At 37.5% G+C, this 20,357-nt stretch carries 20 protein-coding genes; 15 read left to right on the top strand and 5 right to left on the bottom strand.

Annotated features, from left to right (window positions below):
- Nucleotides 1-4: 4 nt before the first annotated feature.
- Together B7E04_RS14675 and dinB are read right to left on the bottom strand one after the other, a co-directional pair.
- Entirely contained in the window at nucleotides 5-3,058 is a 3,054-nt protein-coding gene (locus tag B7E04_RS14675; protein WP_080779301.1) for a DNA polymerase III subunit alpha, read from the bottom strand.
- Between the two features lie 18 nt (nucleotides 3,059-3,076).
- Complete coding sequence (dinB, locus tag B7E04_RS14670; protein ID WP_080779300.1) at nucleotides 3,077-4,222, bottom strand: DNA polymerase IV; 1,146 nt, start codon at nucleotides 4,220-4,222, stop codon at nucleotides 3,077-3,079.
- Nucleotides 4,223-4,651: 429 nt separating this feature from the next.
- Between dinB and B7E04_RS14665 the strand changes: the two genes are divergently transcribed.
- From B7E04_RS14665 to B7E04_RS14605, 13 genes are all read left to right on the top strand, one after another.
- Complete coding sequence (locus B7E04_RS14665) at nucleotides 4,652-5,902, top strand: site-specific integrase (RefSeq protein WP_002978330.1); 1,251 nt, start codon at nucleotides 4,652-4,654, stop codon at nucleotides 5,900-5,902.
- A 649-nt stretch (nucleotides 5,903-6,551) separates the two neighbouring features.
- Nucleotides 6,552-6,929 carry a single-stranded DNA-binding protein gene (locus tag B7E04_RS14660; RefSeq protein WP_002978328.1) on the top strand — a complete coding sequence of 126 codons (378 nt, stop codon included), beginning with the start codon at nucleotides 6,552-6,554 and terminating at the stop codon, nucleotides 6,927-6,929.
- A gap of 44 nt (nucleotides 6,930-6,973) precedes the next feature.
- Nucleotides 6,974-8,047, top strand: a complete 1,074-nt coding sequence (locus B7E04_RS14655) for a DUF932 domain-containing protein (protein WP_002978326.1) — start codon at nucleotides 6,974-6,976, stop codon at nucleotides 8,045-8,047.
- 52 nt (nucleotides 8,048-8,099) lie between these two features.
- Entirely contained in the window at nucleotides 8,100-8,462 is a 363-nt protein-coding gene (locus B7E04_RS14650) for a DUF1281 family ferredoxin-like fold protein (protein WP_228439933.1), read from the top strand.
- A 129-nt stretch (nucleotides 8,463-8,591) separates the two neighbouring features.
- Entirely contained in the window at nucleotides 8,592-8,933 is a 342-nt protein-coding gene (locus tag B7E04_RS14645; protein WP_002978322.1) for a hypothetical protein, read from the top strand.
- An 18-nt stretch (nucleotides 8,934-8,951) separates the two neighbouring features.
- Nucleotides 8,952-9,134, top strand: coding sequence for a hypothetical protein (locus B7E04_RS14640; RefSeq protein WP_002978321.1), 183 nt, complete (start codon nucleotides 8,952-8,954; stop codon nucleotides 9,132-9,134).
- Between the two features lie 12 nt (nucleotides 9,135-9,146).
- Nucleotides 9,147-9,764, top strand: a complete 618-nt coding sequence (locus tag B7E04_RS14635) for a PRTRC system protein E (protein WP_002978319.1) — start codon at nucleotides 9,147-9,149, stop codon at nucleotides 9,762-9,764.
- Nucleotides 9,765-9,775: 11 nt separating this feature from the next.
- Complete coding sequence (locus B7E04_RS14630) at nucleotides 9,776-9,994, top strand: PRTRC system protein C (protein ID WP_002978317.1); 219 nt, start codon at nucleotides 9,776-9,778, stop codon at nucleotides 9,992-9,994.
- A 111-nt stretch (nucleotides 9,995-10,105) separates the two neighbouring features.
- On the top strand, nucleotides 10,106-11,176 hold the full coding sequence (locus B7E04_RS14625; protein WP_449384829.1) for a hypothetical protein: 1,071 nt from the start codon (nucleotides 10,106-10,108) through the stop codon (nucleotides 11,174-11,176).
- On the top strand, nucleotides 11,173-11,895 hold the full coding sequence (locus B7E04_RS14620) for a PRTRC system protein B (protein WP_002978313.1): 723 nt from the start codon (nucleotides 11,173-11,175) through the stop codon (nucleotides 11,893-11,895). The genes B7E04_RS14625 and B7E04_RS14620 overlap by 4 nt, the downstream gene beginning before the upstream one ends.
- Entirely contained in the window at nucleotides 11,895-12,701 is an 807-nt protein-coding gene (locus B7E04_RS14615) for a PRTRC system ThiF family protein (protein WP_002978311.1), read from the top strand. The genes B7E04_RS14620 and B7E04_RS14615 overlap by 1 nt, the downstream gene beginning before the upstream one ends.
- 397 nt (nucleotides 12,702-13,098) lie before the next feature.
- Entirely contained in the window at nucleotides 13,099-13,566 is a 468-nt protein-coding gene (locus B7E04_RS14610) for a DUF1905 domain-containing protein (protein ID WP_065719241.1), read from the top strand.
- Between the two features lie 96 nt (nucleotides 13,567-13,662).
- On the top strand, nucleotides 13,663-14,649 hold the full coding sequence (locus B7E04_RS14605; RefSeq protein ID WP_002978287.1) for a hypothetical protein: 987 nt from the start codon (nucleotides 13,663-13,665) through the stop codon (nucleotides 14,647-14,649).
- A gap of 11 nt (nucleotides 14,650-14,660) precedes the next feature.
- Here the strand turns inward: B7E04_RS14605 and B7E04_RS14600 are convergent, their stop codons facing one another.
- The 3 genes from B7E04_RS14600 to B7E04_RS14590 form a co-directional block, all read right to left on the bottom strand.
- The gene (locus B7E04_RS14600; RefSeq protein ID WP_002978285.1) at nucleotides 14,661-15,050 is read right to left on the bottom strand and encodes a response regulator transcription factor; all 390 of its coding nucleotides are present in this window, start codon (nucleotides 15,048-15,050) and stop codon (nucleotides 14,661-14,663) included.
- Between the two features lie 272 nt (nucleotides 15,051-15,322).
- Entirely contained in the window at nucleotides 15,323-15,622 is a 300-nt protein-coding gene (locus tag B7E04_RS14595) for a helix-turn-helix domain-containing protein (RefSeq protein ID WP_041461439.1), read from the bottom strand.
- The gene (locus tag B7E04_RS14590) at nucleotides 15,603-15,914 is read right to left on the bottom strand and encodes a helix-turn-helix domain-containing protein (RefSeq protein ID WP_002978282.1); all 312 of its coding nucleotides are present in this window, start codon (nucleotides 15,912-15,914) and stop codon (nucleotides 15,603-15,605) included. The genes B7E04_RS14595 and B7E04_RS14590 overlap by 20 nt, the downstream gene beginning before the upstream one ends.
- A 169-nt stretch (nucleotides 15,915-16,083) precedes the next feature.
- Here B7E04_RS14590 and B7E04_RS14585 point away from each other — a divergent pair, with 169 nt between their 5' ends.
- Nucleotides 16,084-17,685, top strand: a complete 1,602-nt coding sequence (locus B7E04_RS14585; RefSeq protein WP_002978280.1) for a hypothetical protein — start codon at nucleotides 16,084-16,086, stop codon at nucleotides 17,683-17,685.
- On the top strand, nucleotides 17,685-20,336 hold the full coding sequence (locus B7E04_RS14580; protein ID WP_080779299.1) for a phospholipase D-like domain-containing protein: 2,652 nt from the start codon (nucleotides 17,685-17,687) through the stop codon (nucleotides 20,334-20,336). The genes B7E04_RS14585 and B7E04_RS14580 overlap by 1 nt, the downstream gene beginning before the upstream one ends.
- Nucleotides 20,337-20,357 lie beyond the last annotated feature (21 nt).

The raw sequence follows: 20,357 nt of genomic DNA, 5'->3' as shown, positions 1-20,357 counted from the left end.
TTCTTCACTGAAATTTCTGTCTTGGCAGCCCTATCTCATGCGCCTGTGGATAAGGTTTTCTGGAAGTCATGCTCACATCTTCCCTGATCTTTCCGTGGATGTCATACTGCTTTTCCTGATCATAAGCATATCTGGGATCAGGAATCATGGGTATTTTAGCCATTTTATGGATCGTAACGGTCGGGAAATGATAATCCACTTCTACCGTTCCCAGCAGCAGGTAGCATCCGCCTCCCTGAAACGGATATTCATCCAGGCTGTCCGGAAAATGGGCCGTATCAAAATAGTCTCCGTTGACATCAATCCACGTTCCGAAATACATTGTCCCTTTTTTGGTGGGAACATGCTTCCTCGAGATCAGGTAAGCCAGCATTTTGACCTGTCTTTTGTGATATAGTAATAAATCCTTCACAAAAACGGAGCCCCTGTACCCGGTCTTCAGCAGATCAAACGGACTACAGGAAACCGGAAATCCGATGATTTCAATTTCATCAAAAGCATCTTCAAAATCTTCCCGTTTCAGCTGTGGAAGCTTGTATTCCCGGACAGGCTCCTCAATGAGCATCAGCCCTCGGTTTTCAGGTTTAAAATTTATCAGAAGCAGCCGGGCTTCCACCAACAGTTCGTTTTTAGGCTTACCGGTAAAACGGAATGCTCCGATAAAAATCAGGGTTTGGATGGTCTCTATACCTACGGGAACCCGGCGGATAAAATCTTCCAGTGACCGGTAATTTCCGTTTTTTTTCCGTTCCTCTGAAATTCCTTGGGCCCATCGGGTCTCCAGCCCCTGCAACAGAAGAAAACCCAGATAGATTTCCTTTCCTTTTAATACCGTCTGATATTCACTGGTGTTCACACAGGGATTTTGGATGTGGGCTCCGGACATTTTAGCCTCATGAATATAAACCTCCGTACGGTAAAAACCTCCCTGGTTATTGATCACCGACACCATAAATTCCAGCGGATAATACACTTTGAGATAAAGACTTTGATAGCTTTCCACAGCATACGACGCAGAATGTGCCTTACAGAAAGAATACCCCGCAAAAGACTCAATCTGGCGGTAGACCTCTGCAGAAAGCTCTTCCGGATGCCCGAGTTCACGGCAGGAATTAAAGAAATTGTTTCTTACTTCCTGAAGTTTGGACAGGGACCGCCCTTTTCCGCTCATAGCTCTTCTCAGGATATCACCGTCAGCTAAAGACAGCCCGCCGTAATACTGAGCAATTTTAATTACATCTTCCTGGTAAACCATAATCCCATAGGTTTCTCCCAGATGCTCTTTAAAAACCTGGTGGAAATATTCAAACCTGTCAGGATGATTGTGTCTGAAAATATATTCGCGCATCATTCCGCTCTGGGCTACCCCGGGCCGGATAATGGAGGAAGCGGCAACCAGTGTTCTGTAATCGCCGCATTTTAATCTTCTTAGAAGCCCGCGCATGGCTGGGGATTCTATATAAAAACAGCCGATGGTTCTGCCTTCAGCAAGATGTTTATTGGCAACGGCTTCGTCTTTGGAAATACTTGTATCACGGATGTCAACGTTAATTCCGCGGGTTTCTTTAATCAATTTTACGGTATCGTTAATCGTTCCCAGGCCTCTTTGGGACAGGATATCAAATTTTTCCAGGCGTATTTCCTCAGCAACATACATGTCAAACTGAACAATGGGAAATCCTTTGGGTGGCATTTCAAGGGCTGTGAAATGGGTAATGGGCTCTTCAGAGATCAGGATCCCGCAGGAATGCATACTCCGTTGATTGGGGAATTTTTCCAGCAGTTTGCCGTATGTATACACCGCTTTTATTATAGGATCAGGTTTTTGAGCATCAAGAGATTTTGTGGCCAGGCTGTCCAGCTCTTCTTTCGGCAGCCCGAAAGCTTTGCCGACTTCCCTGCATATGGATTTGTATTTGAATTCTACATTGGTTCCGCAGAATGCCACATGCTCCCTGCCATACCGGTTAAAAATATACTCCAGCATGGTATCTCTTTCCTGCCAGCTCCAGTCGATGTCAAAATCAGGCGGGGTCTTGCGGTTTAGATTTAAAAACCTTTCAAAATAAAGATCCAGTTCAAGCGGACATATATCAGTAATTCCAAGGCAGTAACTTACCATGCTGTTGGCCCCGCTTCCCCGTCCTACATGCATGAATCCCATCCTGTTGCTGTACCGGACAATATCCCAGGTGATCAGGAAATAGGAACTGAAATTGAGTTCATCAATTACTTTCAGCTCTTTTTCTACCCTTTCTCTGGCGGTCTTATGTTCTAAGCCATAGCGCTTTTTTAAGCCTAAATAAGCCAGCCTGCTCAGGAACTTCAGATCAGTTTCTTTGGATTTTGTAAAATGCAGTTTGTTCCTTACTTTCCCAAAGTCAAAGTCAAAACTGCAGGATTTAAATATTTTTTTTGTATTCTCAATAATTTCAGGATATCTCTGAAATGCTTCCAGTATACTTTCTTCAGTTCTGAAATATTCGGATTTCCTGCATGTATTAACGTCATCAAGCTTGCTGAGTAGTGTATTATGCTCTATAGCCCGGAGAATACGGTGGAGGTTATATTCTTTTTTAGTACGGAACGTAACCGGCTGAAGAATCACCATTCTGGAAATTATTTTCTGAAGTTCAGGACGTACAAGAAGAGTGAGCTCCTCTTCCCGGATCCCGATAAATTCATTGGATTTAAGTGTTTCAGGAATATTTTCAAGCGGATAAATCACAAATACTTTATTAAATTCAGGAGCCGTTTGAGACAGATCCTGTCCTTCACAGTTATAACCGGTGATCATTTTGTTGACTTCTCCTATCCCGCTGAACTCTCTGGCAATGGTAATATACAGCAATTCATTTCCTTTGCGGATCTCAATACCTGCTATAGGTTTAATCCCTTTTTCCTCACATTTTTTCTTGAATTCGTAGATCCCTGTGATTGTATTAATATCTGTCAGGGCAAGTTCTTGTATTCCCAAAGCAACTGCCTGCGAAACAATATCATCAATAGATAAGGTGCCATAACGGAGGCTGTGATAAGAATGACAGTTAAGATACATAATCTAAGTTTTTAATCCTTACTTTCCAAAATCAAATCCGGATGCTCTGCCTACAGCATTGGCCCCAAAACGGTTTTTCAGATGATCCATTGTCTGGTAAAGGCTCATCTGTTCTTCGGTATCTTCAAAAAGGTTCATCTGGTGATTGCCATGAACCAGCCCGGTAAAGCGGAGCCCCACCAGACGGAGCCTCATTCTTCTGGTATAAGCTTTGTTAAAAAGGTCCAGGGCAACCCTCGACAAAGTATGATCTGCAGAGGTATAGGCAACCCGCGACTGTTTGGTTTCCGTATCAAAATTGGCATAGCGGATTTTTACGGTCACAGTGGAAGTCAGCCATTTTTCTTTTCTGAGCTGATATGCCAGCTGTTCAGCCATTCCGGACAACAGCCGTTTTAATTCATGGATATCCATGGTATCAGAGCTGAAGGTTCTTTCTGTAGATATTGATTTTCTTTCAGAATAGGGAATAACAGGATTTTCATCAATGCCATTGGCTTTTTTCCATAATTCGGTTCCGTTCTGGCCTATCATCTGCTGGAGCACCAGGACGGGCATTTCGGATAAAGTCCGGATGGTACGTATTCCCACCCTTGAAAGCAGCTGAAAGGTCTTGTCCCCCACCATCGGAATTTTTTTTATGGACAGCGGATCAAGGAAGGGTCTGATTTCCTGCAGCTTAATTTGCATTTTTCCGGGTTTTGCTTCTCCGGTTCCTATTTTGGACACTGTTTTATTGGCAGACAGCGCAAAGCTTATGGGAAGGCCGGTTTCCTTTTTAATGGCAAGGGCAATTTCTTCCGTCCATTTATAGCACCCGAAAAATTTATCCATCCCGGAAAGATCGAGGTAAAACTCATCAATACTTGCTTTTTCCATTAAAGGAACTTTTTGCTGTATAATATCTGTGACCAGATGGGACATTTTGGAGTACATTTCATGGTCTCCCTTAACTATCTGAGCGTCCGGGCAAAGCCTGAGAGCCATTCTGATCGGCATGGCTGAACGTACCCCGAACCGGCGGGCTTCATAGGAACATGATGCCACAACGCCTCTGTCTCCACCTCCGATAATCAGGGGAATATCATTGAATTTAGAGTTAATAAGACGTTCACAGGATACAAAAAATGTATCCAGGTCCATATGTACAATCGAGCGTTCCATGATACAAAATTAGATATGTTTTGAATCAGTTTTTGTATTTTTAATGATATATTTTGTATCAATATTCAATTTATGAGTGATAATAAGGGTTTTCTTTATATTGGAATTTAGCGGTAAAAATATTTTGGATAAAGCTACCTTCAATGGCCTGAATTTATCTTTTTTGCTAAAAAAGATTAGTAAAAAGCAAAGTTAAGCAAAACGATTAAATCCGTTGCTATACAATGTTTTATAAAGAAGTAGTCTTTATTTGGAACTCGGTGTCTGATAGGTTTTGGGCTTGAAATGACAAAGTTAAGTTACTAATTCGTTACCGATTAATAGAGGTTCCTTATTAGTTTAAACGGTTATATTTCAGTGTTTTGCACTTATTTTTATATTTCCTTGTAACTCAATGTAAATTAATTTTAAACATTAAACATTTGAGTTATGACGCAGACAAAAAAATCAACGTTCAAACTGCTTTTCTACTTGAAAAAGAACGAACTGAAAAAAAATGGTAATGCTCCGATTATGGCACGTATTACCATTGACGGAACACCTAAAACTTTCGGGACAAAGTTAGAAATTGACCCTAGCAATTGGGATCTAAAATATGGAAGAGTTGAGGGTAAAAGCGCAACAGCTTTAAATATTAATAAAAAGTTGGATAACATACGTGGGCGTATTGACAAAATTTATGAAGATATGCTGAAACACGAGGGGTTTGCTACTTCCCAAAAAGTAAAGCTTTCATTCTTGGGTGTTGGTGTAATGGATGATGCAATTCTAAAAGTCTTCAATGATAAAAATGAGGATTTTAAAAAATTGGTTGACAAGGAAGAACGTTCACAAAGCACCTACAACAAGTACATCACGGTTTATAATCATCTTACCGCTTTTATTAAAGAACGCTATCATCGTGATGATATGGCTTTTCGGGAATTGACTGGAGATTTTATTAGGGAATTCGATTTTTATCTTCGGTACGATTTACAGTCTACACATAATACGGTTTGGGTTTACACGATGCCCGTACTAAGTCTGGTAGAATTGGCTATAAAAAAAGGTTTGATACGTGATAATCCGTTTCAAGATTATGAAATTAATATGGAAGAAACCGACAGGGGTTATATTCTTAAAGAAGATGTAGAAAAACTGATGATGTGTGCACCGCCCCACCCACGGTATGAGCTTGTAAAAGATCTTTTTATTTTCAGTTGTTTTACCGGACTTGCTTATGCGGATATTAAAAAACTAACAAGGAACAATATTCAGTCTTTCTTCGATGGCCATCAATGGATCATCAGCAGAAGAAAAAAATCAGATATTGCTTCTAATGTTCGATTAATGGAAATTCCAAAACGTATCATAGAAAAATACCTCGGTAGCACTCGTAATGAGTTTATCTTTCCAGTTCCAACTAATGTAACCTGCAATACTCACATTGGCAAATTAATTGAAAAAGCTGAAATTATAACAGAACAAAAAGTAACTTTTCACACCGCAAGACACACATTTGGAACGATGTTTTTGACCGAAGGCGTACCTCTTGAAAGCCTTAGCAAAATGATGGGACATAAAAACATTTTAACCACACAGATTTATGCTAAAATTACCAGCCAAAAGATTAGTAAGGATATGGATTTGGTAGCTCCTAAATTTAAGGAGATTGAAGAAGCGTTTTTACAGGTTATATAGTTAATCACAATTTGATAATTACTAGCAGAACTTAACGGTTCTGCTTTTTTTATGCCCATATTTTATAGTCAAAGCACATTTACTTCGCTCTGCTATTCCCTTTCTGTAAAAGAGCTTTTCGGCTACTTCTGGAACAGAAGATTAAAAAATGTTGCCATCTACGCTTCCCACACAAATACATTTTTCTAATCCTCTGTTAATGTGTCTTTGATAGCCCCACCGCTTTAAAAAAGTGTTTTAAAAATTCAGCGAATTGGAAGTGTTATTTCAATTCACTGTAAACCATTTCTCAATGCCATCTTCTTGGCTTCCACATTCATTTTATCCAAAGACCCGTATGCTTTTTTGTCCCATTTCAAGAGCAAAGGTATTTCCGTGTTCTTAACGCGTCACAAAGGTCAAGCAAGTTTGGAAAATAATCTCCACCCGTTGGGTAGTATTTTTTTCCAAAACCTTGGTGATGCTAAACACGAACCTTTTATGCTCGTGAAACGAAACATAGCATACTCCGGCTCTTTAAACGAATAAAAAAAAATGTCAGATACGAAAATTAAAAACATTGGAAATGGTAATGAAACGAAACAGCACCTCCTCTCATTGCCGAATAAATCTAAAAAAAATCAAAATCAATAACTAAAAATTAAAGAATATGAACATCACAGGAAGACTGACAAGGGATGCGGAAGTACGCACAACGTCACAGGACAAACAAGTAGTAAACTTTTCAGTAGCGACCAACGACAGCTACCGTAACAAGCAGGGCGAACGCATAGAGCAAACCACCTATTTCGACTGCTCCTATTGGATAAGCCCGAATGTAGCCAAGCTACTTACAAAAGGCACTTTGGTAGAACTATCGGGACGAGTAAGTACAAGAGCGTGGACAGGTAATGATGGAGAGCCAAGAGCAGGATTGAATTTCCATACCTCACAAATCAAATTGCACGGCGGTGGCAAAAAATCGGAAACGGCACAAGCTACCACAAGCACAAACAATAACAAGGCAGAAGACGACCTCCCATTTTAATCAAGAACATTCAATCCATTTTTTATATCAAAATTTTAAACATTATGGCACATAATATCAATTTCAACGAGAGAACAGGACGTTATTCATTTTTCAGCGTTCAGCAAAAAGCGTGGCACGGTTTAGGGCAAATCGTAGAGCAATATCCAACAAGTGAGGAAGCTATCAAACATGCAGGATTAGATTACGAAGTCGTAAAATCCCCACTATTTACCAAAGGTTCCGGCATTATCGAAACCACCAATGGTATAGAGATAGGCAGTAGCGAATTAGAAGTGCCTAATTATTTCGCCAACATTCGCACCGATAACAATGCCGTATTGGGCGTAGTCGGTAAGGATTACCACATCGTACAAAACCGTGAAGCCTTTAATTTCTTTGATGCTATTGTAGGCGGTGGCGAGGGCATTCTGTATGAAACCGCAGGAGCATTAGGCAACGGTGAACGCATTTTTATCACAGCCAAACTGCCTGACTATATTCGTGTGGGTAATGGCGATGATGTTACGGAAAAGTACATTTTCCTTACCACTTCGCACGATGGTAGCGGAAGTATCACAGCCGCATTCACGCCTATCAGAATTGTTTGTCAAAATACCTTAAACGCTTCATTACGCAGTATGACTAATGTTGTCCGTATCAAACACACTTCGGGAGCAAAAGGACGTATCGAGAACGCTCACAAGATTATGGGACTTGCCAACACATTGAGCAACCAATTAGAGGGCATTTTTAATGAATGGGCAAAAGTAAAGGTATCAGACCGTGAAGTTAAAAAGCTAATCCAATTGGCACTTTGCCCGAATAAGGAAACGCTTGACCTTATCAAAAAAGGTGCAGAAGATGAAATTTCCACCGTGTTCAAAAACACCGTTGAAGATGCTTTTGCATACGCAATGATAAGCGACACCCAACAAATGGATACGACAAAAGGAACATTGTTCGGAGCTTATAATGCGGTTACAGGTTACTATCAGAACGTAAGAAATTACAAGAATGATGAAGCCAAGTTGCAGAGCATTGTATTGGGTGGCACTGCTCAACTCAAATCACAGAAAGCATTTGAATTGTGTAATGGTTTTGCTTTAGATGGTGCAGAAATCCTAAACCTTAATTAAATAACAACAGGCTACCGCTTTAATCGGTGGTAGCCTACTAAAAACAAAAGTTATGGCAAATTGGTGCAGTAATACAGTTGTATTCGAGGGGAAACCCGTAACAATCACAGCAATACAGGAACTTTTTCAATCAATGAAGGAAAAGGAAGAAAAAACCGAAGAAGGGCAACTACCCGAATTTATTTCTAAAAATAATGGTGGTTATTTCTTCAATATCTATTGGAATGAAGGCGATGAAGGGCAATTTCAGTATGAAACAAAATGGTCGCCCAATATAGAAGTAATTCAAAAGATAGCGGAACATTACGAAGTGAACTTTACACAGGATTATGAAGAAATGGGCAATCTTATATATGGTAGGGCAACATTTTATGAAGCTACTCACAGATATTTATTTGGAAGACGAAGATTTTGAACAATACGGGTTTGATGAAGAAACGGACACCTACCATTTCGAAGGAGAAATTTACGAAAGTGATTACGAGATATTGGAAACCTTGTTGGAACGAAAAATCAAAAATCAGCAACCTTAAAATCTACCGCAATGGAAATAGTAACAATAATAGCCACAAAGTTTGTACGCCACGATGTACCCGAATTGGCAACCCTGCAAAATGCAAAGGTTTACTTATTAAGGGAAAAACTGAACAAAGGCGAAAAATTGAACCGAGCCGAAAAAAATTGGCTTGCAGAAGCAGTAAACCGAAACGCCTATTTCAAAAGAGCTGTACCGCTTATGGGTTATCGCTTTGGATTTGAGGATGTTTTAAAATCCTATATCGTAAAGCAGTACGGCAGTTGGGCAGAATACAACGCTCCCGACAAAAAAAGTCTTCGAAGTATCATCTATGGTAGGATTGACCAAATAGCGGAAATCAGTAAATAACACTTAAAGCCAAGTACGATGAAAATCATAGATAAAAAAGGGAATTGGATTGAAGTTACCGACCTCATAAAAGCTATTCAACAAACAGGTTGGTATAAAGAATATCTGCACGACCCACCAACAGAAACAGACAAGGAAAGACAGGAATATTGGGCAGATATGCACAAGAAACTTAAAAAAGAAAAAAGTAATAACAATTAAAATTTAAGAACGATGAATACAAATTTTTTCAATCAGATACAGCAGTTGGACTTTACAGGAGTATTGCAACTGAACATTTCAAAAGGAATAGAAAGCAACCTAATTGTAACGGTATTGCTCAACAACGAAGCGTGTGGAGATAGTGCAAAAAATCTAATTCCCCCATTGACATTTAACGCCACGCCCCAAGAGTTTGATGAGGGATTTTTTGAGCAGATAACCACACCTATACAAAAGGTATCGGGCTTAATGGTGGATATGGAGAAATTTCAAAAGCAACTTGATGAAGCCAAAGCACAATCGGCAATCGAGAAAGCAAAAACCGAAAAAGAGAAAAAAGAAAAAGAAGCCAAAGACAAGAAGTTTAAAGATGCAATGGCAAAGGCGGACGAGTTGGAAAAAGAGGGTAAGTTCCGTGAAGCGTGGATAAAAGTACCCGATTTAACGGAGTTTCCCGAAAAAGCAGACGAGATACGCAAACGCAAAACAGCATTATCCGACAAATTCGCAACACCGAGCCTTTTCGGAGCAATGGACGAAGCAAAACCCGAACCACCAATAGAACAAGAAATTACTGCCGATTATCCTATTGATGAAACAGACGAAGATGAAAAGAATAGTAATCATTAAAACAGAACATTATGTTATTAGCAACGCAATTAGAAAGAGTTTTTATACTCAAAGATAAAGGACAGGACATCAGACTGACCGACCCAGAACCACGTTGGAGCGTGGAAGCCGTGATGAATTTTTATGCCAATATGTACCCCATTCTGACAACTGCAAAAGCATCTGCACCGCAAATTAAAGATGATGCAGTCGAGTACAAATTTGAAAGCGTAATGGGTACGAAAGGTTAACCAAATATTAAAGCGATGAATTATGCAACGCAACATCATATCGGGAACTATCAGCATACCCGAACAAAAACGACAACGGCAATTGCGCCGACAGTTGGGCGAGTTCGCCAGTTGGATGCAAAGACCAAAGGACGCAAACCAAGTGCAGAAAGACAAGCAGAAATCCGTACCGATAGCAATGCTCCCAATGGTATTCTAAAGTGTACGTTTCTGCCCAAACTGAAAACAGCACAATCCGTAGAGGCTTGTCAGAAAACGGAGAGGGATTTTTACAAGTCCCTTTCCAAGCTTTCCAATCATTACAGCATTGAACCAATGCAAACCAAAGATTTTGAATTTCCCTACAAGATGGCATTGGCTATGTGGGATATGGAAACCAAAGTGAAGCGTACCAATATCAATTGGGATGGTTTCAAATTGATACAGGATAGCGGTAAAACCTATTTTTTGAGCGAGGAACGATACCGCACAGGAACAACTTTGTATTATATTCCTATTGCACCACTCTTTAAAATGCTCAAAGACCCGAAGCATAAAATGACTGCACAGCTTCTACTATCGGTGTATAGTTATCTGTACCACATTGCCCAAATTCCATATTACAGACAGGAAGAAAGCTATTTGTATTGGCTCTACGAAATGATGAACGATTGGGTGGAACAGGACGAGGAAACGGAAGAAACTGAAAGCTATAAAAGTGAATTGAGAAATGCCGAATACATTGGCGATAGAATAGAACAAAAGCTATTTAATCGAACTAATCTAAAGGTATTTGAACAGCGTTTGAACCGATTTAAAAGTGTTGATATGTTCGACAAGGAATGTTGGCAAATAGCTTGTAATGCGTTCGCCCTTTTTACGGAATATCCGAATGAAACCATTTTCAGAAATGCCTCCTTGCCCGAAAAGGACCCTTATAATGATGATGACGAAAATGAAGTAATCGGAATGGAAAAGTACATTTCATTTATTGCAGATACCAAAGGTTGGTTGTACGAAAGCCTTTCAGATACCATCAACAATGAATTTAACGAGTATGGAGCAATGGAAGAACCAACTATTTCCAAACGGTTTGATGGAAGCGATATACCAATATCCAACCTCGATTTTGAGAACCGTTTGTTTGATTTATTGAATGATTTGAGTGGATTATTATACGAATACAAAACAACAGAAAAATGAACACAACAACAGATATAACAGACCATTTTGGAACATTGTACTATCCGAAATCCGCTTTGGTTTTCTATGAAACCAAAGGAACTGAAACCGATATGTACGTGGAGCATTTCGATATGGACAGCAACGGAACGCCAATCAATGCCCACCCATTGACGGTAAAGGAAGCAAACGTATTGGTAAAGTCTTTACAGACTGATGAAGAAAAGAACACAGCCTTTTTAAAACCAAAGGGAATATTGCCTACAAATATTCTGCATATCAACCCAAGTGCTGAAAAAGGTACGGTACTTTGGTACACCAAAACACAACAACGGAAACTGTATTTTGTGGATAGTTTGGGCATACCCAACGGAATGTCACAAGTACCGCCAATGCTATGGTTAGCGAGCAAAAGCAGTCTTACCGTATTTGCTTTGGCATATGACAGAAGACCCACCGAGAAAACGCCATTGCATTATGCACCTTTCTTCAATATCTACGAAAAGGGCAATGTATGTATGGGTACGGTAAGCATAGACATTAAAAATTCGGCTTCGGTTGAGGAATTTATCCGAGCGTGGGAGCATTATTTTTTCAATTCCTATTTCAGCCATTCTTTATGCGAGAACTTGACGAAAACAAATATTGTAAATCTTTGGAAAGACCTTATTGGTACTGATAAACCCTTTCCGAAAGAAGTATTAAAAAAGAACAATAAAACCATTAAAAATCTATTGTGATGAATACAGAAAAAACCGCAGTTCATTTTACAGATAATTACCTGCTCAATCCTACCAATCCGATTTCGATAAACCTTATCGGAGCAGGTGGTACAGGCTCAAAAGTATTGACTGCTTTAATGGAAATAAACGAAAGTTTGATTGCGTTGGGACACGCAGGGTTACAAGTCCGCCTTTGGGACGATGATGTTATCACGAGTGCCAATTTGGGCAGACAACGATTTGCAGAAAGTGAAACAGGATTATATAAATCCGTTGCTTTAATCAATCGTTGCAACCGTTGGGCAGGTACGAATTGGAAAGCCGAAACGGTAAAATTTGAAAAGGACAATTTTGGCAGACCACCCGAAAAAGCAAGGGCAATCATTACCATTACTTGTATGGACAATGTACAGGCGAGGTTTGGCGTTGCTGAAATTCTTAAAGAAATAAGTTACCGCAGACACTACCAAGATGAGCCAAAATATTGGTTGGATTTTGGGAACAGCCAAGATACAGGACAAGTGATATTATCCACTATCGGAGAGATAAAGCAACCCAATTCAGAAAAATACCAAACGGTGGCAAGCCTGCCATTTGTTACCGATGAATTTGGCGAATTGCTGAAGCAATCCGAACAAGAGGACAGCACGCCAAGTTGCTCACTTGCCGAAGCATTGGAACACCAGGATTTGTTTATCAATTCCTCATTAACCCAAATGGGTTGTTCTTTGCTATGGAACTTGTTTCGCAGGGGAATGACTGAATACAAAGGATTTTTTCACAATCTGAAAGATTTCCGCACCCACCCGATAAAAGTTGCCTAAAAGCCGAAATCGGCGGGCAAAAATGCAATTCCTTCCTACGGTCGGAAACGCATTTTTGCGGTTTAAAGCGGATGCAATCACTTTGCAAAAATGCACCGGCCCACAATTCCCTTTCCTTACATTTTACCAAACAGGTTGCGAGTTTTTTGCGTGGGATATTCAGTATCCCATTTTTTGTATTTGGTAATGACTTCTTTTCTTTTCACACAGCGACCAAAGAAAAGAAGCAAAAGAACGTCGCCTGATTAATGATGGTTTATAATAGAATATTTGCCATAACCCTAGCATCTAATTCATTAAATTTGTCCTTAAAACAAATAGACTAATTCCTATACAAAATACCCAAATTTTCTAAATTATGGGGTTAGCGGTAAAGCTATAATACAGGTCATAAAAGATGAAATACTTAGTAAAGGACGAGGAACTCGAATTGAAATATGAAGCAGGTAAAGGTGCTTGGACATATCACATCCAAGTACCTAACACTAAACATATCGTAGGAAAATGGGGTTCATTGAAAGTATCTGGTACAATTGACAACTACACAATTGACAGTATTAATTTGTTTACGATTGGAGGACAAGACAAGCTAATTTCAATTAATGACAAAATCAGGAAAGCAATCAGCAAAAGTGGTGGCGACACTGTAACTGTGACACTTTACTTATTGACTTCAAAGGAGCCGATTACAGAAAAAGAAATATTAGATACTTTTAGAAATTCGGGTGTTTTAAAATCGTTCAATAAATTACCAAAAGAAGATAGGATCAAAATTATTGAAAAAATATCCTCTACAAAATCCGAGGACAAACAAGTAAATCTAATTTTGAAATATATTGACCAATTGGGTGACGACAATGATTAAGCAGTCTTCACTTGATTTCCTTTCTACTCTCAAGCACAATGGTTTGAACAAAAAAATGGCATTACTTTAAAACTGTCAGTAAAAATAAATTTCAAAATGATTGAAACTGAAATCTCAATAACCGTAAACAGAAAATCCGATATTACCTTATTAGAGCAAACAATCGTCGGGAACAAGTTCCAATTTCCGGTTTACATTCGGGAATATGAATTTAGCTATCAAATAAATTTTACAAGTGATTATGAGGAATGGGAATTAGACACGGCTATTCTCAATTCTTTTCCTGGATATGAATTTACCACCGACCTCGAAAAAGGACGGAAGGAAATACGGATACAAATATCCCGATACCAATCAGAATTATCGACTGATGGCTGGGGAAGACGGATTGAAAATCCTTTGGATGAAACGAAATATCTTGTAAAAGCATCGGTAAATAAGCCTGAAAAGTTCAACCCTAAAATCAAAGTTTTGTTCGAAGATAAAGAGCAGTACTACTTTGTAAATATTGCAGATGGTGTTAACAGTGCTACTGAAGAAAAAGGTTTTTTGCTTCTGGATCATTTTAAAACCAATAACCCTGATGAAGCAACATTTTTTGATAGATTATACAAATCTCCCTTAGAAGCTTTTCATTCAGGATACTACAAGTTGTCCAAAGTAGTGGATCAGGATTTTGGCACTTACCTTGAAAACAAAAAGAAAGAAATCAGAGAAATTCAAAAACAACCACGAAAAATCATCAGAGATTTTATAAACGCCTGTAACAGTTCCGATGAAAGTAGTATCCTGAAAAATCTTGACGAAAATATCATTTTTGAAGTTCGTAAAAACTGGAAAACATTATTTGAAATCGAAGGGCTTTCAAAATTCAAAGAGTATCTGAACTCATCCGATCAACAATTGTGTGGTAAGAATTTTAAAATCAGGTCATCTTGGAGTTTTAGTTTACCCAACGTGACTATTGGAATAAAATATTTTCCGCCAGCTACAGAACAGGATATGCACCCTATTCAAAAATATGAGCAGATAAGGTTTGTACTAAATGATAAAAAAATCGCTAGTATTTTGTATGAGAATTAGTGAATTTTATCCTAATTGATAACGGCTTCTATTACTTTTCTAAAATATTCCGCATCATTACCAATCAGCAAGTAACTTGAAAAACCAATATCTAAAAGATATTTACCCACTTTCGCATCATCAATATCACTATGTGCAATAAGTTTTATTGTTGGATATTTTGTTCTTAATTCTTGAAGTTCAACCAAAACATTCTTGTTGTAAAAATCAAGGTCGATAATACAAATTTTAGGGAGTTCATTTAATGAAGATAATTTTGATAGTCCATCTTCAATGCTTTCTGAACGAAATAAGACTTCAGTTCCTGAAGCAATGAGGTCTTTGCAAATTAAATCTAAAATTGGGCTTTTATCATTGATAAAGGCGAGTGTAATTTTTTGTTGGGATGTACCAGTTTTCATATCATCATACTTTTTTAAAGTTGATGTAGCCCTGCACAAAAAGAAAGCGCAGGCCACTACACTTACCGCACATTGAGGCACTGGTATACCCGACAACGAATAAGCGAGCGCCCACGCCTATGACATGAGCGTTCTTCCTTATCGTCCCGTTGTCTAAAAATTACCAGTTTTCAATGTGGGACTTAAAGCAAAAACACTTTAAGTATTTCTATATTTTACATAGCAAAGATACTAAACTCTTGCTATTAGATGTATTAATGCAATAAAAAAGCTTAGTCTGAATTAGTTTTGTGATTGATATAATTCTGCTCCAATATTGTCATCAAATCTGTTTCCTTATAAATAATTTTGCCACCAATCTGAATATACGGCAGGATATTATCATCACGATATTGCTGTAAAGTGCGTTTGCTAATGTGTAACAGTTTGCATACATCTTCGCCCGACAAATAAATTTCTCCATTCATTACGGGACGATAGTTTTTTAATATGCTTTCAATACGGTCTCTCAATATCAAAATCATTTCTTGATGGGAAATGATTTCTTCATTATCATTCGTCAGTAAATCCATTATCATTGGTATTGTACGGCTGTCCAGCTTCGAGCAAAGCCCGTACGTCCGAGAGTTTATAATAATTCTTGCGGTTCAGTTTGGAATAAGGCAATAGTCCTTTATCCTTGTAGGTCTGCAAAGTCCGTTTGGTAATGTTCATCATCAAACACACTTCCTGGTTATCGAGCCATTTTTCTTCTTTGAAAATTGAAGTGTATTTCATTGTGGCATTTTCGGTCAATTCCAAAAGTGCTTTCAGTTCATTTGTCATTCCATCCAATGCGGATTTTTGTATTGCGATAACTTCCATTATTTGCTCAATTTTGCTGTGGAAGTCGAATTTATCAAGGATTTGTAAAGGCTTGGAAAATGTGGTATTGATTGTCGTTGAAAGGCAGTATTTGTCGCCACGATATAAATTTCAAGATAGTTTATTTTGTAAATTTGAAGAATATAGGTTACTGATAAATTAATTTTAAATGGCAGTATTACAAAAAGGCAATTCAAATTATCCGTTTTGGGGAGCATCAATAAATCTAATCACTGGACTTGACCCGTTAGGCCTTCAAACAACCTCAGAAGCGACTTACGCCACTATGTTGCCTGGAATTTCCAATTTGACTAATCGTCTCCGTTATTATGGGTTTTATTGTTGGCTTTTAGACTTCTATTTCAAGACCGAGAAGAAAGGCAACTCAAAAGAACAATATCGTTTTATCCGCAGAGCTGAATTGATGATTGCCATAATTATGCAAAGCGAGCGTAAAGGAGTTCAACAGATAACAGGAAGTAACTTTGCTTCAAACCTAATAAATACAGCTGAGGAAACTTATTTTGACTTAGCCGAAGGAGCAGACAAGGACAATACCGATAAAAATGTTTATTGGAAATATCCATCCGGTGCATTCGGACAATATTATTACGGAGCAATGCAGGCACTTTCCTTAATTATTACAGCAATAAATGATGATGGAGATGTTATTTACAACATTAGTAAACCACACCCAAGACAAAAAGTTTCTGGGGAACAATTAGCCGAGGCTTTTGAAGGATCATTGTCACCACAAATAAAAGAGTTATTTTATATTAATATCAAAAAAGGAAAACTCTACCAAGATGATATTTCAGAACTGATAAAGTATTTTGCGATTGATACGATACAAACAGAAAATGCCGAATGGCAACTATATGTAGAAATGCTTTTGGACAAAGACGATCCAAGTCAAGAAATGGAAGAACGTTTTACTTTTCACAGAAGGGAAACAATTTTGTCGCTCTTAAATACAGCTGTTAAAAATGAAAATAATTACGACTGGTATAGATTTCTATTGGAAAGTTACCGAAAGAAATTGGGAACAAATGGTTATCCTGAAACGGAAACTAATATTGGTTGGTACTGCTATCAATTAAATGAGTATTGGCAGTACAGTTGCGGAACAATATTTTGGGCTGTATTACAACATCTTTACGATTTCCAACAAGACCAATATCTACCATTGTTTGTAAAGAAATTTTCAAGCAGTATTACAAATGAAATATGCAAAGAGCTAAAGCAAGCTACAGAGCCAACAAGTTCACTTGCAGAAATTTTGGAGTTAATCCCTGACACAGAAGATGAGGAAAACATCAAAAAGGAAATTGATGGAACAAACGACCCTGTTATAGTAGCAAAATATGGCTTTATTCTTTTGCTTCAAATATTCAAAAATAATAGAGAGCAACTTCATCCATTGAAAGAATTTATGAGCAGAAAAAAGATAGAAAGGGATGGGAATATGGTTGATGGTATCTTGACAGTTCACACAGCAGAAAACGATACACTTCAAGATTTTGTTGAACAATTTATTTTACGCAAAATTATTTACAGGCACTCAATGGTTGCACTCAGAAAAATGGGCAACGGCTCACAGGCTACTCACAAATTTTTTATTGAGGAACAATACATCCGTTTCATAGATACATTTCCTCCAAGAAACACATCGCCAAGAATGAACGCCTTGCAAAACATAATGTTTGATTTGCAGGTAATCAACGACCAAAGGATTTTATCGCAATTACATAAGAAACTTTTGGTTGACTGATGATACTAGAAAGAGAAAACATACTAACATTGATAGGAAGCAGAAGATATCATTCTGCAATTCTTACTACCTTCAGCTTTGACTTTTATTTTTTTGAAATGAAAGCAATGAAATGGTTGCGTTCTTGTGGCGTGAGAAACATCAACGTTTTTATTGATGGACATTATTATTCAGAGTTAATGCAACAAGTGACAGGAGAAGAAATGCAACTTTCTGCCGGTTATTCACTTTATCCTGTTTTTCAAAAGTCAGTATTCCATCCAAAAATTTGGATGTTGTTTGGTGAAAAAGAAGGATTGCTTATTGTTGGTTCTGGAAACCTTACAAAATCTGGAAATGGCAACAATGATGAGATTTGGGGAGCATTTCATTTTGATATTCGTTCAACCGAAAATTCATCAGTCTTTTCGTCAGCTTGGGATTATCTATCAACTCTTTCATCGTCAGTTAAAGGACAGATGAATGAAAAAACTACAAAATGGATACTTGAACATTCTAAATGGCTGAATGAATTGCCAAAGACAAAACCATTTCAATTTTTCGAAACGTCGCAAAAAGAGAAGGTTGCTTTCCTGTTTAATACTGAAACAACTTCTATTTGGAACGAACTTTTAAAACATCTTAGCAATGAGAAAGTAGTAGAAATAACTACCATTTCTCCATATTATGACAAAAATGGGAAAGTATTGCAAGAACTTAATTCTCTTTTTCCTTCAGCCATAGTAAAAGTCATATTGGATGAAAGTGGTTTAATCCCTTCTGCAATGCAAGTGAGCAAAGCGTTTACATTTTACGATTGGTGTGATGCAGGCGTAAGCAAAATCCAATATGCAAAATCTGGAAACTCAAAATCAAAACTTCACGGGAAGATTATTCATTTCAAGACAAAAAATGGAAAAGAGTTTTGCTTGTTCGGTAGTGCCAATATTACACCTGCAGGATTGGGATTATTGGGCAAAAATTCAAATGCAGAAGTTTCACTTCTTATTCAGTCAGAAAAAGGTGGACTGTTAAATCAATTAGGCATAAAACTGAAAACAAGCAATAGTAAAACCCTTGATGAATTTACAACGACTACAAGTAAATCAATTTATGAAACTATAATCGAGAATAATCAATTTAAACTACAACTGCTATCGGCAGAGTTGATTTATGATGAATTTATACTTCATTCCAATGGCACCTATACCGATGAATTTAAGGTTGTTTTCTTCGATAAACAAAACCGATTTTTGTATTCCAAAACATTCTCAAATTATGAGAAAGAACTAAAAACAAAACTCAATTTAGAATTAGGCACTTTCCAATATGTGCAATTGACAAATATTAGTGAAGAGATTATCTCTAATAAACTTTTGATTTCAGATTATTTCCTCTTGGCAAAAACGCATCCTAATCCAAAGACAGAGGAAATTGAAAAAATTTATAGCGAAATCCAAAATGGAGAGCTGAGCAAAGTTCTCGACTTGTTGCATTATGCAATCTTTGATGAAACAGAAAATGAAACAGGAGCCAGCTTTTTAGATAGTAGGAGAAGCACGTTTACAAAGCTGAATGATGACAAAGAACCTGAAAAACTTTACGATCTCTCTTCCTATAAAGCAATAGAAAATTCTGGATTTGAAAAAAACCTTCTACTCTCTTCTCTTTCCCTACGTGTTTTAGATGTTTTGAAGTTCATCAATTTAAATGGAATTTCAACAAATAAACAAGCTGATATAAGTATTGATGAGCAAGAAGACGATTTAGGCAACATAAATGGAAATGAGGAAGGAGAAGTGGCAACGGTTCGTAACCTCTCTTTTGTCATTCTTAAATCTGAAAAAAGAAAGTTGATGAACTACTTTGATAACCTTTACAATTACCAACAAGAAATTCTCTATGGGAATAGTCGACCAAAAACATATAGGCCTACACTTACAGATTTGACTAAATATTTAATCGCTCTTGAGTTGATAAGTGAATACGGAGGGAAATCTGCAAAGTATGACGAACAAGACTCGCACCATTTTTTCAGTTATTTACCATTTGTAGACGATTATGACAATAACAATGTAAAGGGTTGTTGTTTAAACTTAATTGGCGACTTTTTGATGCTGGCAAGAAGCGGATTTAAAGCGTATGAATTTGACTATACAAAAAAGAAAATCGAGGAACTAAAAAAAGAGGCACTCATAAATACAATTGTTTGCTTAATTAACAATCGATGGAAAGATGATGAATTACATTACTTTTTTACTATGGCTTTAAATGCACTTCATTATTTAGGTTGTAGGAATGTAGATGATTTCAATAGCAATTTTGTAGAATTAAAATCCAAAATTAATATTAGAATTTCCGAGCTGAAAAACAGAACAAAGGGATTTGAAAAAAACTTAGAGATATTTTACGAAAGACTATGTCCTTCGTTTATAAAAGTGATTGAACAGATTGAAGATAAGAACTTTGATGCATCAGCAGTTAACGGGCAAATTATTTACAAATCGCCTTGGGGTTATAGCTACGTTCAGTACGTAAATAAAACAAACGATTTTACTTTAATCAGACCTGGCTTTATGTGGGACTATGATAAAGAAGATTACATAAAACACAGTCCAGACGAAATTTATTTACCTCTAAAACTCTCATCTTTTATATGCACCGATTTGTAAGTTAAAAAATCGGATAACTTT

The organism is Chryseobacterium phocaeense (assembly GCF_900169075.1).
GTDB lineage: Bacteria > Bacteroidota > Bacteroidia > Flavobacteriales > Weeksellaceae > Chryseobacterium > Chryseobacterium phocaeense.
Note: the sequence above shows the minus strand (reverse complement) of the source record. Positions and strands in the feature narration are given on the sequence as shown.